The organism is Salmonella sp. SJTUF14076, from assembly GCF_015534835.1.
GTDB lineage: Bacteria > Pseudomonadota > Gammaproteobacteria > Enterobacterales > Enterobacteriaceae > Salmonella > Salmonella enterica.
Window position 1 is genome coordinate 2,516,771 of sequence record NZ_CP064674.1, and the last position, 15,078, is coordinate 2,531,848.

Below are 15,078 nucleotides of genomic sequence, written 5' to 3' on the forward strand. Positions count from 1 at the left end.
AATAATATTATTCAGATTAGGATGCCTTTGATTCAACGAATCTGTAGAAGTTCAATCTTTTGCAAATAAGTTAAGTTTTTAAGGATAAAAAAATGAAAAGAAAAGTATTGGCACTTGTCATCCCGGCTCTGCTGGCTGCTGGCGCAGCACACGCCGCTGAAATTTATAACAAAGACGGCAACAAACTGGACCTTTACGGGAAAGTAGACGGCCTGCACTATTTCTCTGATGACTCTTCTAAAGATGGCGATCAGACCTATATGCGTGTCGGCTTTAAAGGCGAAACACAGATTAACGACCAACTGACCGGTTACGGCCAGTGGGAATATAACGTTCAGGCTAACACTACCGAAGGCGAAGGCGCTAATTCCTGGACTCGTCTGGCATTCGCCGGCCTGAAATTCGGCGACTACGGCTCATTCGACTATGGTCGTAACTACGGCGTCCTGTACGACGTGGAAGGCTGGACCGATATGCTGCCTGAGTTCGGCGGCGACTCCTATACTTACGCTGACAACTACATGACCGGTCGTGCTAACGGCGTGGCCACCTACCGTAACACTGATTTCTTCGGTCTGGTAGACGGTCTGAACTTCGCGTTGCAATATCAGGGTAAAAATGAAAGCCAAAGCGCTGACGATGTAAATATCGGTACCAATAACCGTAATAATGGCGACGATATTCGTTACGATAACGGTGATGGCTTCGGTATTTCTACTACCTATGATATTGGCATGGGCTTCAGCGCAGGCGCTGCGTATACCACTTCCGATCGTACTAATGAGCAAGTCAATGCTGGCGGCACGATTGCTGGCGGCGACAAAGCGGATGCATGGACAGCTGGCTTGAAATATGATGCCAACAACATCTATTTAGCGACTATGTATTCTGAAACCCGTAATATGACGCCTTATGGTAAAACGGATGCGGGTTATGCTGGCGGCGTAGCAAACAAAACGCAAAACTTCGAAGTTACAGCCCAATATCAATTTGATTTCGGTCTGCGCCCGGCGGTTTCTTTCCTGATGTCTAAAGGTAAAGATCTGACCTATAACAACGTTAATGGCGATGATAAAGACCTGGTTAAATATGCTGATGTAGGTGCTACCTACTATTTCAACAAAAACTTCTCCACCTATGTTGATTATAAAATCAACCTGCTGGATGATGACGACCCGTTCTATAAAGATGCCGGTATCAGCACTGATGATATCGTCGCGCTGGGTATGGTTTACCAGTTCTAATTATTCATTAACTCTTCTCAAGCCCGCCGTTTCGGCGGGCTTTTCTTTTTTCATTACCACCGTTCTAAAAACAGAACGCACTGTTCCCTGGGCACAGATTGAACAATTCTTGTTCGCTCTCTATGGTTTGCTTATCGCCCGACAAAAGGAACATGCTAATGATCAGTCTCGTCCCGTCTCTGATTTCCAGAACCGCGCTTCTCTTTCTGCTCACGGCCACAGGCGCAGCCACCGCCGCCCGCCCGGCAGCGGATATTATTTTACATAACGGTAATATCATCACTCTGAATGATGCCCAGCCGCAGGCCAGCGCGCTGGCGATTTCCGGCTCGCGGATTGTGGCGATTGGCGATGATACGGCGACAAATGAATGGCGCGGCGACCATACCCGTACCATCGATTTACAGGGTAAAACCGTGATACCCGGCCTGACCGATACCCACATCCACGCCATTCGCGGCGGACAAACCTGGACATTCGAAACCTACTGGTACGACAGCCCTTCGCTTAAAGACGCGCTGGATAAATTACGCGCCGACGCGAACCGTCGTCCCCACGATCAATGGGTAGCCGTAGTGGGATCATGGATACCGGCGCAATTTGCAGAAAACCGGGCGCCGACGGTAGCCGAACTGAGCCACGCCCTTCCCGATCATCCAGCTTATATTCAGTATCTTTACGACTATGCGTTAGTGAATCAGCGCGGTATAGACGTACTTGGCCTTAACGACACCCCTCCTCCTGATTTAGCGGGAATCCGCGTAGAGCGCGACGCAAAAGGTAGCGCCACGGGGAAATTATTTGGTGACATCGCCGCGTTTAACCAGCTTTTTGCCAGCATAAGTAGTAACGCCGATCGCGAGGGCGGTCTGCGGGAATTTTTCGCTGATATGAACGCTCGCGGCGTGACCGGCATCATTGACCCCTCTGCCGGGCCTGCCGCCGCTTATGAGCCTTTATTTGCAATGCGAAACCAGGGGGATTTACCGCTGCGCGTGGGGTATCGCATTCCGGTACAGCCGGAAGCGAAAGGTCATGAAGCGCAGTGGTTCAGCAACCTGATGGCCTTTCGCCCGGCGCGTGCCGATGACGGGCAACTGGCTTTTCTTGGCCTGGGGGAAAGCCTGGTGGCCGGAATGAATGACGGCGTGCGGATGGCCCCAGGGTTTTCTTCCTCAGAGCAGGACAAAACCGCGCTTCGCCAGGTCGCGACGTTTGCGGCAAAACGGGGAATACCGCTTGAGATCCACGCCTATACCGATGACAGCGCCGACGCGATATTGACGATTTTTGAGCAGGTAGCGCAGCAGTACGATCTGCGCCCTCTCCGCTGGTCTATTGCGCATCTGAATACCGGTTCGCCACAGACGCTTGAGCGAATGCGTAAGCTGGGTCTGGCATACACTGTGCAAATGGGGCCTTACTTTGAGGGGCTTGCCATCCGTGACGCCAACCCACCCGGTGCGACGGACAATTCGCCGCCGGTTCGACTGGCGCTGGATAAAGGGCTTGTCGTAGCTGGCGGTACCGATTCGACACGTATTGGCATTGCCGGTGTCTGGCACGCTATCGAATATCATATCACCGGTATAGCGTCAGGCGGTTCCGTGCGTAAACCCGCCAGCGAGCGGCTCACGCGTCTGGAAGCGCTAGCGTTATATACACGTCATGCCGCCTGGCTCGCCTTTGCCGAACAACACCGGGGCCAGCTTAGCGTCGGAAAACAGGCCGATCTGGCGGTGCTCAATCAGCCATTTATGACGATGCCGGAAGACAGAATTGATACCATTCGCGCTGTTTTGACGCTTGTCGATGGACGCATTGTTCACGAAAGTCCGGACCTTAACGCCGGACAATGAGGTTGTCAGTTGACGCAAAGCCTGCTTTTATAACCCACCAGCGGCGCTGACGGGAAATCTTTTCCCCCAGCGCCGCGATAGAGCTAATGTATTGAGATCCGGTGGGCGTTGATGAAAAAGCTGTTTGTGCAGTTTTACCTTTTGCTGTTCGTCTGTTTTCTGGTCATGACCTTATTGGTCGGACTGGTGTACAAATTCACCGCCGAACGCGCGGGCAGGCAATCGCTCGACGATCTGATGAAAAGTTCGCTCTATCTGATGCGCAGCGAACTGCGGGAAATTCCGCCGCGTGAATGGGGGAAAACGTTAAAAGAGATGGACCTGAACCTCTCTTTCGATTTACGCGTTGAACCGTTAAATCACTATAAGCTTGATGCCGCCACCACGCAGCGACTGCGTGAAGGCGATATTGTCGCGCTTGACGATCAATACACCTTTATTCAGCGTATCCCGCGCAGCCATTACGTCCTGGCGGTTGGCCCGGTTCCCTATCTCTATTTCCTGCATCAAATGCGACTGCTGGATATCGCCTTAATGGCGCTCATTGCTTTTTCTCTCGCCTTTCCTGTGTTTATCTGGATGCGCCCGCACTGGCAAGAAATGCTCAGGCTCGAATCCGCCGCGCAGCGCTTTGGCGAGGGTCATTTGACTGAACGCCTGCACTTCGATAATGGTTCCAGTTTCGAACGTCTGGGCGTCGCGTTCAACCAGATGGCGGATAACATTAATGCTCTGATCGCCAGTAAAAAACAGCTGATTGACGGTATCGCCCATGAGCTTCGCACGCCGCTGGTACGTTTACGCTATCGGCTTGAAATGAGTGAAAATCTGACACCGCCGGAATCACAGGCGCTCAATCGCGATATTGGTCAACTGGAAGCGCTGATTGAAGAACTGCTCACCTATGCGCGCCTTGACCGACCACAAAATGAACTGATGTTGACCGAACCCGACCTCCCCGCCTGGTTGCTCGCGCATTTGCAGGATGTGCAGAGCGTGACCCCGGAACGTGCCGTAAACCTTCTCACATCTGTAATCGGCGATTATGGCGCGCTTGATATGCGGTTAATGTCGCGAGTGCTGGATAACCTGCTGAATAATGCGTTGCGCTACAGTCGTACCACCGTTCAGGTCAGTCTGTTACTCGACGGCAGTCAGGCAACGTTGTTAGTCGAAGATGATGGCCCCGGCATTGAAGCGGATGCGCGTGAGCGCATATTTGAACCTTTTGTCAGACTCGACCCCAGTAGAGACCGGGCGACAGGCGGCTGCGGGCTTGGACTCGCCATCGTACACTCTATCGCCCTGGCGATGGGCGGTAGCGTCGTCTGTGACGAGAGCAAACTGGGCGGCGCAAAATTTAGCTTTCGCTGGCCGGTCTGGCACGCGATGCCCGACATGACCGCTGCCTGACGCATTTTGCACGCTGGTTGAGCGGCGGGAACTGTGCTATACAGATAGTATGTTGTAACTAAAGTAAGTGATACCATGTCCCGCTACGATCTCGTTGAACGCCTGAATGGCACTTTTCGCCAGATAGAACAACACCTGGCGGCGCTGTCGGATAATCTACAGCAGCATTCGCTACTTATCGCCCGTGTCTTTTCACTGCCGCAGGTGACCAAAGAGGCAGAACATGCGCCGCTGGATACTATCGAGGTAACGCAACATCTGGGGAAAGAGGCCGAAGCGCTGGCGCTACGTCACTATCGCCATTTGTTTATTCAACAGCAGTCCGAAAACCGCAGCAGTAAAGCCGCCGTCCGCCTGCCTGGCGTCTTATGCTATCAAGTGGATAATGCGACACAGTTAGATCTGGAAAATCAGATACAGCGCATTAACCAGTTGAAAACCACCTTCGAGCAGATGGTTACGGTAGAGTCCGGTCTTCCCTCAGCGGCACGTTTTGAGTGGGTGCATCGGCATCTCCCCGGCTTAATTACGCTGAACGCTTACCGCACGCTGACGCTTATCAATAACCCCGCCACCATACGTTTCGGCTGGGCAAATAAACATATTATTAAAAATTTAAGCCGGGATGAGGTTCTGAGCCAGTTGAAAAAAAGCCTCGCGTCGCCGCGCAGCGTCCCGCCGTGGACGCGCGAACAATGGCAATTCAAGCTGGAACGGGAATATCAGGATATCGCTGCCTTACCGCAGCAGGCCCGACTCAAGATTAAGCGTCCGGTTAAAGTACAGCCGATCGCCCGCATCTGGTATAAAGGCCAGCAGAAACAGGTGCAACACGCCTGCCCCACGCCGATTATCGCATTAATCAACACGGACAACGGCGCTGGCGTGCCGGATATTGGCGGGCTGGAAAACTATGACGCCGATAATATTCAGCACCGTTTTAAACCACAGGCGCAGCCGCTGCGACTGATTATTCCGCGACTGCACCTGTATGTGGCGGATTAACGTCCCGGCGTCATACTGCCAACCATTAACTCCGGACGTACCCAGGCGTCGAACTCCTCGACGCTAAGGTATCCTAATGCCACGGCTGAGGCTTTGAGCGTCAGCCCTTCTTTATGCGCCTTCTTCGCAATCTCCGCCGCTTTATCGTAACCGATGTGCGTATTGAGCGCAGTGACCAGCATCAGCGACTCATTCAGCAACTGCGTAATACGCTCGCGGTTTGGCTCGATTCCTGACGCACAGTGTTGATTGAAACTCGCCATGCCATCGGCCAGCAGGCGCACCGTTTGCAGAAAATTATGAATAACCATCGGACGATAGACGTTGAGCTCAAAGTTGCCCGATGCGCCCCCCATATTGATGGCCACATCGTTACCCATCACCTGGCAACATAGCATCGTTACCGCTTCACACTGGGTCGGGTTCACTTTACCAGGCATAATGGAACTGCCTGGCTCATTCTCCGGGATAGCAATCTCGCCAATGCCGCAGCGCGGGCCGGACGCCAGCCAGCGAACATCATTGGCGATTTTCATCAGCGAGGCCGCCAGTCCTTTTAATGCGCCATGCGCCTGTACCAACGCGTCACAGGTCGCCAGCGCTTCGAATTTATTCGGGGCGGTAACAAACGGCGCTGCGGTAATCGTCGCCAGTTCCTCGGCCACGCGCCGGGCATATTCCGGGTGGGTATTAAGCCCTGTCCCCACTGCGGTTCCGCCGAGCGCCAGTTCCGCGACGTGCGGTAAACTGTGCTCAATGTGCCTGAGGTTATGTTCCAGCATGGCTACCCAACCGGAAATCTCCTGGCCTAAGGTGAGCGGCGTCGCGTCCTGCAGGTGAGTACGGCCAATTTTGACAATATCGGCGAAAGCGTGGGATTTATCGCGAAGCGTATCCGTTAATGCGGATAATTGCGGGATGAGGTGTTCGCGTAACGCCAGTAACGCCGCCACGTGCATGGCGGTTGGGAACACATCGTTTGAGCTTTGACTCTTATTGACGTCATCATTGGGATGCACCTTGCGTTCCATACCGCGAACGCCGCCCAAAATTTCACTGGCGCGGTTCGCTAACACCTCATTCATATTCATGTTGCTTTGCGTACCGGACCCGGTCTGCCAAATCGCCAGCGGAAACTCATCAGCATGTTTTCCCGCCAGCACTTCATCAGCCGCCTGGATAATCGCGCTGGCTTTTTCCGCCGCCAACAACCCTAAGTCCTGGTTGACCTTCGCAGCAGCGCGCTTGGTCAACGCCAGAGCGTGAATGAGCGAGACGGGCATTTTCTCCGTGGAAATCCGAAAATGCTCCAGCGAACGTTGAGTCTGCGCTCCCCACAGTTTATCTGCCGGGACTTCAATCGCGCCCATTGAATCTTTCTCGCGGCGTACCGTTACCATTACCTGCTCCTTACTCAAGTTGATGAGATCATGTGTCGACATTGCTCACATGTTTGCGGTCTTATGAGTATTAACGATAACAACACAACGGTGTAGACCGGATAAGGCGCTTGCGCCGTTCTCCGGCAAAATAGCGAATCATGTTACCGCCCCGCAGGGCGGCGACATTACTTAACGCAGCGCGCGCACTGCGATGACTGAATCTGCTGGAAGAAATCGTTGCCTTTATCATCCACCAGAATAAAGGCCGGAAAATCCTCCACTTCAATTTTCCAGATAGCCTCCATACCCAGTTCAGGATATTCCACGCACTCCAGGCGCTTGATACTGCCCTGCGCCAGAACGGCTGCCGGGCCGCCGATACTGCCCAGGTAGAAGCCGCCATGTTTCTTACAGGCATCGGTCACCTGCTGGCTGCGGTTGCCTTTCGCCAGCATGATCATACTGCCGCCCTGCGACTGGAGCTGATCAACATAAGAGTCCATCCGTCCTGCGGTAGTCGGCCCAAGCGACCCGGAGGCGTACCCTTCCGGCGTTTTTGCCGGCCCCGCATAATAGATAGGATGATCTTTGATGTACTGCGGCAAACCTTCGCCTCTGTCCATCCGTTCTTTCAGTTTAGCGTGCGCGATGTCGCGGCCCACAATAATCGTGCCGTTCAGCGACAGGCGCGTTGATACCGGATACTGCGACAGTTGTTGCAGTATCTCGCTCATGGGACGGTTAAGATCAACGCGCACCGCCTCGCCCTCTCCCGCCTGGCGCAGCGCCTCTGGAATATATTTACCGGGATTGCGCTCCAGCTTCTCGATCCAGATCCCGTCCCGGTTGATCTTCGCTTTAATGTTTCGATCCGCGGAGCAGGACACGCCCATACCTACCGGACACGATGCCCCGTGGCGCGGCAATCGGATGACACGAATATCGTGAGCGAAATACTTGCCGCCGAACTGCGCGCCTAAGCCAAGATTTTGCGCCTCAAGCAACAATTCTTTTTCCAGCTCAATATCGCGGAAGGCCTGCCCGTGTTCATTGCCTTCGGTCGGTAGCGCATCATAGTATTTTGCCGAGGCCAGCTTAACGGTCTTCAGGTTCGCTTCCGCCGAGGTGCCGCCAATGACAAACGCAATGTGATACGGCGGACAGGCGGCGGTGCCCAGCGTACGCATCTTATCGACGAGATAATTTTTGAGCTTACCCGGCGTCAGAAGCGCTTTTGTCTCCTGATAGAGGTAGGTTTTATTCGCCGATCCGCCGCCTTTAGCGATACAGAGGAATTTATATTCATCGCCATCGACGCTGTAGAGATCGATCTGCGCCGGCAGGTTAGTACCGGTATTGACCTCTTTGTACATATCCAGCGCCGCGTTCTGTGAATAGCGCAGGTTATCTTCGATATAGGTATTATATACGCCGCGAGCCAGCGCCGCTTCATCACCTCCGCCAGTCCAGACCCGTTGGCCTTTTTTGCCGACAATAATGGCCGTACCGGTATCCTGGCAGGTGGGCAACACGCCCTTGGCCGCGATATCGGAGTTTCGCAGGAATTGCAGCGCGACATATTTGTCGTTTTCACTGGCCTGCGGATCGCGCAGAATATCCGCCACCTGCTGCTGATGCGCGGGACGTAACATAAAAGACGCATCGTGGAAGGCCTGACGCGCCAACAACGTTAGCGCTTCCGGCGCGACTTTCAGGATCTCTTGTCCTTCGAATTCGGCGACGGAAACATGTTCGCTGGTCAACAAGTAGTACTCGGTATCGTCCTTTTTGAGGGGAAAAGGGTCTTGATAAAAGAAGGGTTTGTTTGACATTGTGCTCTCACTTACCGCTCGGTATGGTTATTCTCTGGGCAGGTGTTCCATTGCCCGACTCAAAGCGAGTAACACTATCCTACACAATTTTTTAACAAAAACTGAGACAAGTACGACTTTTTACGCCCGGAGGTTACTTCATGCGGGTTTCTTGGTTTAATACCTCCCATTGATCTCCACATTGAAACAGGGCTTGATAATGCAAAAACTCATTAACTCAGTGCAAAACTATGCCTGGGGAAGTAAAACTGCGTTAACGGAACTTTATGGCATCGCCAATCCGCAGCAGCAGCCAATGGCTGAACTCTGGATGGGCGCGCATCCCAAAAGCAGCTCGCGAATCACCACCACCAACGGCGAAACCGTCTCCCTGCGTGACGCCATCGAAAAGAATAAAACCGCCATGCTGGGCGAAGCGGTAGCCAACCGTTTCGGCGAACTGCCGTTTCTGTTTAAAGTACTGTGCGCCGCGCAGCCGCTCTCTATTCAGGTGCACCCGAATAAGCGCAATTCCGAAATCGGTTTCGCGAAAGAAAATGCGGCGGGTATCCCCATGGATGCCGCAGAGCGGAACTATAAAGATCCTAACCATAAACCAGAGCTGGTTTTTGCCCTGACGCCTTTCCTGGCGATGAACGCGTTCCGCGAATTTTCTGACATTGTCTCTTTACTGCAACCTGTCGCCGGCGCGCATTCCGCTATCGCCCACTTTTTGCAGGCGCCGAATGCTGAACGTCTGAGCCAGCTTTTCGCCAGCCTGTTGAATATGCAAGGCGAAGAAAAATCCCGCGCGTTAGCCGTACTCAAAGCGGCGCTTAACAGCCAGCAAGGCGAACCGTGGCAAACGATCCGCGTGATTTCAGAGTATTATCCTGACGACAGCGGGCTTTTCTCTCCTTTGTTGCTGAATGTGGTCAAACTGAATCCCGGCGAGGCGATGTTCCTGTTTGCCGAAACGCCTCATGCTTATCTGCAGGGCGTTGCGCTGGAAGTCATGGCGAACTCCGATAACGTTCTGCGCGCTGGCCTTACGCCAAAATATATCGACATCCCTGAGCTGGTCGCGAACGTGAAGTTCGAACCTAAACCTGCCGGCGAGTTGCTGACTGCCCCGGTGAAAAGCGGCGCGGAGCTGGACTTCCCAATTCCGGTTGACGATTTTGCTTTTTCACTGCACGACCTGGCGCTTCAGGAGACGAGCATCGGCCAACACAGCGCCGCGATTCTGTTCTGCGTTGAGGGTGAGGCGGTGTTACGTAAAGATGAACAGCGTCTGGTACTGAAGCCGGGTGAATCGGCCTTTATCGGCGCGGATGAGTCTCCGGTTAACGCCAGCGGCACAGGCCGTTTAGCGCGTGTTTATAACAAGCTGTAGCAACGTACTGAATTTTTTAACAACTCTTGCTAAGCTTATAACAGACGTAAAACTCCTCCAGGCGGTTTAATCCGCCTGGTTTCATTTTTATGGACAATTGATATGAAAAAAACACTGGTAGCTGCAGGTGTAGTGATTGCACTTGGCATCGTCTGGACAGGCGGCGCCTGGTATACGGGGAAAAAGCTGGAGAACCATCTTTCAGAAATGGTGACTCAGGCCAATGAACAGCTCAAGCGTACTGCGCCGGAGGCCGGTGTCGAATTAAGTTATCAAAACTACCAGCGTGGCGTGTTCAGTAGCCATCTGCAACTGGTTGTCAAACCGGTTGCCGGCGCAGACACTACCTGGTTGAAGCCCGGGCAAAGCATTGTGCTGGACGAGTCCGTTTCACATGGCCCCTTCCCGCTCGCCCAGCTCAAAACGCTCAATCTGATCCCTTCTATGGCGTCGGTAAAAACCACGCTGGTGAATAACGATGCGGCAAAACCCCTCTTTGATATCGCGAAAGGCGACACGCCCTTTGTCATCAATACCCGCATTGGTTATGGCGGCGATACCCGCTCCGATATCTCTCTCAAGCCGTTAAACTACGAGAATGCCGGTGAAAAAGTCGCCTTTAGCGGCGGCGAGTTCCAGCTTAACGCCGATAAAGACGGTAATGTGGTTTCGCTGTCAGGCGAAGCGCAGAGCGGCCTTGTCGATGCCGTTAACGAATATAATCAGAAGGTACAACTCACCTTTAATAATTTGAAAACAGACGGTACCAGTAAGCTGGCAAGCTTTGGCGAGCGTGTAGGCGACCAAAAGTTAACGCTGGATAAACTGTCCATCGCCATTGAGGGTAAAGAGATGGCGGTGCTGGAAGGGATGGAAATTGCCGGCAAGTCCGATCTCGTCAACGACGGAAAAACCATTAACAGCCAGTTGGATTACTCGCTTAACAGCCTGAAAGTGCAGAATCAGGATTTGGGCAGCGGTAAATTAACGCTGAAAGTCGGTCAAATCGACGGCGAAGCCTGGCACCAGTTTAGTCAGCAATATCATGCGCAAACGCAGGCGCTGCTGAATCAGCCGGACGTGGCGCAGAATCCTGAGCTTTATCAGCAAAAAGTCACTGAAGCGTTCTTTAGCGCTCTCCCCGTGTTGTTAAAAGGCGATCCGGTACTGACCCTGGCGCCGCTTAGCTGGAAAAACGCCAAAGGAGAAACCACGCTGAATCTGTCGCTGTTCCTCAAAGATCCGGCAACCACAACGGCACAACCGCAAACGCTGGCGCAGGAAGTCGACCGCTCCGTGAAATCGCTGGATGCGAAACTGGCAATTCCGATGGACATGGCGGTCGAGTTTATGACGCAGATAGCAAAACTGGAAGGCTATCAGCAGGATGATGCGGAAAAACTGGCAAAACAGCAGGTGCAGGGGCTGTCCGCAATGGGTCAGATGTTCCGACTGACAACGCTGAAGGATAATACTATCGCCTCCAGTTTGCAGTACGCCAATGGCCAGATCACGCTCAACGGACAAAAAATGCCGTTGGAAGACTTTGTCGGCCTGTTTGGGATGCCGGCGCTTTCCGTTCCGGACGTTCCGGCGCTGCCTCAACAATAATCGCCTTGCCGGGTGTCGCGACGCTGCACCCGGTCTGCGCCGAACGACGCGCAGCCTCTACTTTTGCGTTACCAGGCGAGCGGCTATCGTTTGACTCCGCACATGGTGCTCGTCGTGAGCATTAGACGGCACGGAAAACATCGTGAGTCTGGACAACTGCATCCCCCTACGCCTGTCAGTGAAAGATATGTCGTTTGTCGATGTCCAGGCATTGAAGGACAATCACGCGACAGGCATCGTACAGCTCAATCAGCATAATTTGCAGGTAATTATCGGCCCGCAGGTTCAGTCGGTAAAAGATGAAATGGTTGGCCTGATGAATACCGTTCAGGCATAAGGAAGGGATATGTTCGATTTTTCACAGGAAGTTGACCGACGCGGGACATGGTGTACGTAGTGGGATTATGTCGCCGATCGTTTTGGCGAAGCCGATCTGCTCCCCTTTACGATCTCGGATATGGATTTTGCCACCGCACCGTTCGCTGATACTGTCTACAAGCGGGGGGTTGACCCTTTATCCTGAGAGGCGATAACAGAGACGGCCCCCGTGAGCTGACCGGGGGCGCGTTAAAGAGAATGATACAAAATTTCTCCCGCGCTCTCGCGAAGTTGCAACGTAATGACTCCGTTTTTGCAAAATTTCCAGAGCATTATCAATCTGTAGTATAATGGTGCGCACTTTTATTAAAAATTGAGTGCGCCCATGATTGATATTACGCTTCCTTTGACTGACATCCACCGCCACCTTGATGGCAACATTCGCGCCCAAACAATTCTGGATCTTGGTCGGCAGTTCAACATCGCCCTTCCCGCCCAAACGCTGGAAATGCTGATTCCGCATGTCCAGGTCACCTCAACCGAACCCGATTTAGTGAGCTTTCTCACGAAGCTCGATTGGGGGGTAAAAGTCCTGGCATCGCTTGACGCCTGCCGCCGTGTGGCCTTTGAAAATATTGAAGATGCCGCACGTAACGGCCTGCATTACGTCGAGCTTCGCTTTTCGCCCGGCTATATGGCGATGGCGCATCAGTTACCGATCGCAGGCGTGGTTGAAGCCGTTATCGACGGTGTACGCGACGGCTGTAACACGTTTGGCGTCGAGGCACGACTCATTGGCATTATGAGCCGTACCTTCGGCGAGGCGGCATGTTTACAGGAGCTTGATGCGCTGCTGGCGCACAGAGAGAAAATCACCGCGCTGGATTTAGCCGGTGATGAGCTGGGCTTTCCCGGCAGTCTGTTTTTGTCGCACTTTAATCGGGCGCGCGATGCGGGCTGGCATATTACCGTTCACGCTGGCGAAGCCGCAGGGCCGGAAAGTATCTGGCAGGCGATTCGCGAACTGGGGGCCGAACGTATCGGACATGGAGTAAAAGCTGTCGAAGATCGCGCGTTAATGGATTTTCTTGCACAGCAGCGTATCGGTATTGAATCCTGTCTGACCTCGAATATTCAGACCAGTACCGTCGCATCGCTGGCGGATCATCCACTCAAAACCTTCCTTGAGCATGGCGTTCTCGCCAGTCTTAATACGGACGATCCGGCTGTTCAGGGCGTAGATATTATCCATGAATATCATGTCGCCGCGCCAGCGGCAGGATTGAGCCGCGAACAGATTCGCCAGGCGCAGATTAACGGTCTGGAAATCGCCTTTCTGAGCGATAGCGAAAAACGTGCGCTGCGCGAAAAAGTGGCCGCGGCGTAAGATTGCTTTATTGACACTAACGCTCTTCTCCGCCTGCGGTTTAATGCTATCCCAGGCGGAGAAATGCGACATCTCAGGCAAGACACAGCGTCGCGCGATGTTTTGCCGATTCCATGCCCAGTTCAATCAACTCCATAATTTGAATCGCCTGGCTTGCCGGCACGGGATTTTCACCGTTACCGTTTAACGCATCGCGGATAGCGGCATAATATGCCGGATAGTTACCCGGCAACGTAAGCCAGTTCTCTTCTTTGCGCGTCTCTCCCTCAACCAGGGTCAATACGCCGTCACGCATGTCGTATCCCCAGTCTTCCTGCGGTAAACGCTCGCCGTTTTTTAACCGTTCTTCCTGGGGATCGAGGCCATATTTAACATAGCTACCGCGCGAACCATGAACGATGTATCGCGCGGATTCCGCCGCGGCCAGCATCGTACCGTGCAAAATCACGCGGCGCTGGGGGTAGGATAAAATCGCGTGGAAATAATCTGTAGATTGCGCGCCCGGACGCAGTTGCGCTAAATCCACCGTCATGCTGACCGGCAGGCCAAAAAGTTGAATGGCCTGATCCAACAAGTGCGGCGCCAGATCGTACCAGATACCACTTCCCGGCCCGCCTTGCTCGCGCCAGCGGTCGCGCACCTGGGGACGAAAGCGATCAAAGTGGGATTCAAACAAGGACACCTCGCCGAGCACGCCATCCGCCAGCAAGGCTTTCAGCGTCAAAAAATCGCTGTCCCAGCGTCGGTTGTGGAAGACGGAAAGTACCCGGCCAGTGCTCCGCGCTAGCGCATCCAACTCTCGCGCCTGTGACAGTGTCACGGTAAAGGGTTTATCAACCACCACATGCTTACCGGCTTCCAGCGCAGCTTTCGCCAGCGGGAAATGGGTATCGTTGGGCGTCGGGATCACGATCAGGTCGATATGCGGATCGTTAAATAAATGTCGGGGCTCAGAGACCACGGAAACCGCCGGCCAATCTGCTTTCACTTTTGTTTCATCGCTGCTGGATACCGCCGCAAGCTCTAGCCCTGGCGTTCCCATAATTAAGGGCGCATGAAAGGTTTTACTGGCGTAGCCATAACCGATTAACCCAACGCGGATTTTGTCATTCATCTCACTGCCTCCGGTTTTAGATATCGCTATTCCACACCATCGTGCGATTAGCCGCAATAGCGTCCTGACCATCAACGTAGCATCAAATGATTAACTTGTTACAGAACAGAGGCTGAAAACGTTTCCCTCCCTCTTGCCGATCGTTCGCCAGGAAAGTAACATTTACCCCCTGTGTTTATGGATAAATCAAAGCAAATGTCGTCAATAATGAATCGTCTTATTGAATTAACTGGGTGGATAGTTCTCGTTATCTCAGTCATTCTTTTAGGTATTGCCAACCATATTGACAATTACCAACCACCAGAGCCCACGGCTTCCGTTCAGAAGAAGTAAGCGTCAGATAATGTAAAGGCGTTTTCGCGTGGTACGGTAAGCGGCGCCCCGGGGGTGCAAAGAAAAGTCAAAAACCGGCAAAAAAAACGAAATATGTTCTATCTGGTCTGACGTTTATTGCCTGTTGTAGGAAAGCGCGTTAACCTTTCGCCCCAGGCGCCATGTGGCGCCTGACTCTTTACCGGTAAGAATATTCCCTTTTTAC

Annotated in this window: 11 protein-coding genes and 2 pseudogenes; 10 read left to right on the forward strand and 3 right to left on the reverse strand. The window is 53.1% G+C overall.

Features of this window, described 5'->3' with window-relative positions; genetic code table 11:
- The first annotated feature begins 92 nt into the window (after positions 1 to 92).
- The 4 genes from ompS2 (at position 93) to tus (ending at position 5,521) form a co-directional block, all read left to right on the forward strand.
- Positions 93 to 1,244, forward strand: a complete 1,152-nt coding sequence (gene ompS2, locus HU143_RS12230) for a porin OmpS2 (RefSeq protein ID WP_023138129.1) — start codon at positions 93 to 95, stop codon at positions 1,242 to 1,244.
- A gap of 152 nt (positions 1,245 to 1,396) precedes the next feature.
- Complete coding sequence (locus tag HU143_RS12235; RefSeq protein WP_072162118.1) at positions 1,397 to 3,103, forward strand: amidohydrolase; 1,707 nt, start codon at positions 1,397 to 1,399, stop codon at positions 3,101 to 3,103.
- 111 nt (positions 3,104 to 3,214) lie between these two features.
- Positions 3,215 to 4,516 carry a two-component system sensor histidine kinase RstB gene (rstB, locus tag HU143_RS12240; protein ID WP_023227474.1) on the forward strand — a complete coding sequence of 434 codons (1,302 nt, stop codon included), beginning with the start codon at positions 3,215 to 3,217 and terminating at the stop codon, positions 4,514 to 4,516.
- Between the two features lie 75 nt (positions 4,517 to 4,591).
- Positions 4,592 to 5,521 (forward strand): DNA replication terminus site-binding protein, encoded by a 930-nt coding sequence (gene tus / locus HU143_RS12245; RefSeq protein ID WP_053505551.1) that lies wholly within the window; start codon positions 4,592 to 4,594, stop codon positions 5,519 to 5,521.
- On the opposite strand, the gene fumC is transcribed toward tus, so the two are convergent.
- Together fumC and fumB are read right to left on the reverse strand one after the other, a co-directional pair.
- On the reverse strand, positions 5,518 to 6,921 hold the full coding sequence (gene fumC, locus HU143_RS12250) for a class II fumarate hydratase (RefSeq protein ID WP_020839369.1): 1,404 nt from the start codon (positions 6,919 to 6,921) through the stop codon (positions 5,518 to 5,520). The genes tus and fumC overlap by 4 nt on opposite strands.
- Positions 6,922 to 7,088: 167 nt before the next feature.
- Positions 7,089 to 8,735, reverse strand: coding sequence for a class I fumarate hydratase (fumB, locus tag HU143_RS12255; RefSeq protein ID WP_000066601.1), 1,647 nt, complete (start codon positions 8,733 to 8,735; stop codon positions 7,089 to 7,091).
- Between the two features lie 199 nt (positions 8,736 to 8,934).
- On the opposite strand from fumB, the gene manA reads away from it, so the two are divergent.
- From manA to add, 5 genes and pseudogenes are all read left to right on the forward strand, one after another.
- On the forward strand, positions 8,935 to 10,110 hold the full coding sequence (gene manA / locus HU143_RS12260) for a mannose-6-phosphate isomerase (protein WP_023227763.1): 1,176 nt from the start codon (positions 8,935 to 8,937) through the stop codon (positions 10,108 to 10,110).
- Between the two features lie 102 nt (positions 10,111 to 10,212).
- Entirely contained in the window at positions 10,213 to 11,721 is a 1,509-nt protein-coding gene (locus HU143_RS12265; protein WP_000753341.1) for a YdgA family protein, read from the forward strand.
- A gap of 118 nt (positions 11,722 to 11,839) precedes the next feature.
- Positions 11,840 to 12,058: pseudogene (locus HU143_RS12270) on the forward strand (PTS sugar transporter subunit IIBC); the annotation flags it as partial.
- Positions 12,059 to 12,067: 9 nt separating this feature from the next.
- Positions 12,068 to 12,199: pseudogene (locus tag HU143_RS12275) on the forward strand (transcriptional regulator); the annotation flags it as partial.
- Positions 12,200 to 12,424: 225 nt separating this feature from the next.
- Entirely contained in the window at positions 12,425 to 13,426 is a 1,002-nt protein-coding gene (add, locus tag HU143_RS12280; RefSeq protein WP_023227764.1) for an adenosine deaminase, read from the forward strand.
- A gap of 73 nt (positions 13,427 to 13,499) precedes the next feature.
- On the opposite strand, the gene HU143_RS12285 is transcribed toward add, so the two are convergent.
- The gene (locus tag HU143_RS12285; RefSeq protein ID WP_000998242.1) at positions 13,500 to 14,540 is read right to left on the reverse strand and encodes an oxidoreductase; all 1,041 of its coding nucleotides are present in this window, start codon (positions 14,538 to 14,540) and stop codon (positions 13,500 to 13,502) included.
- 207 nt (positions 14,541 to 14,747) lie between these two features.
- Between HU143_RS12285 and blr the strand changes: the two genes are divergently transcribed.
- A complete protein-coding gene (blr, locus tag HU143_RS12290; RefSeq protein ID WP_001708800.1) occupies positions 14,748 to 14,873 on the forward strand; it encodes a division septum protein Blr in 126 nt (41 codons plus the stop codon).
- Positions 14,874 to 15,078 lie beyond the last annotated feature (205 nt).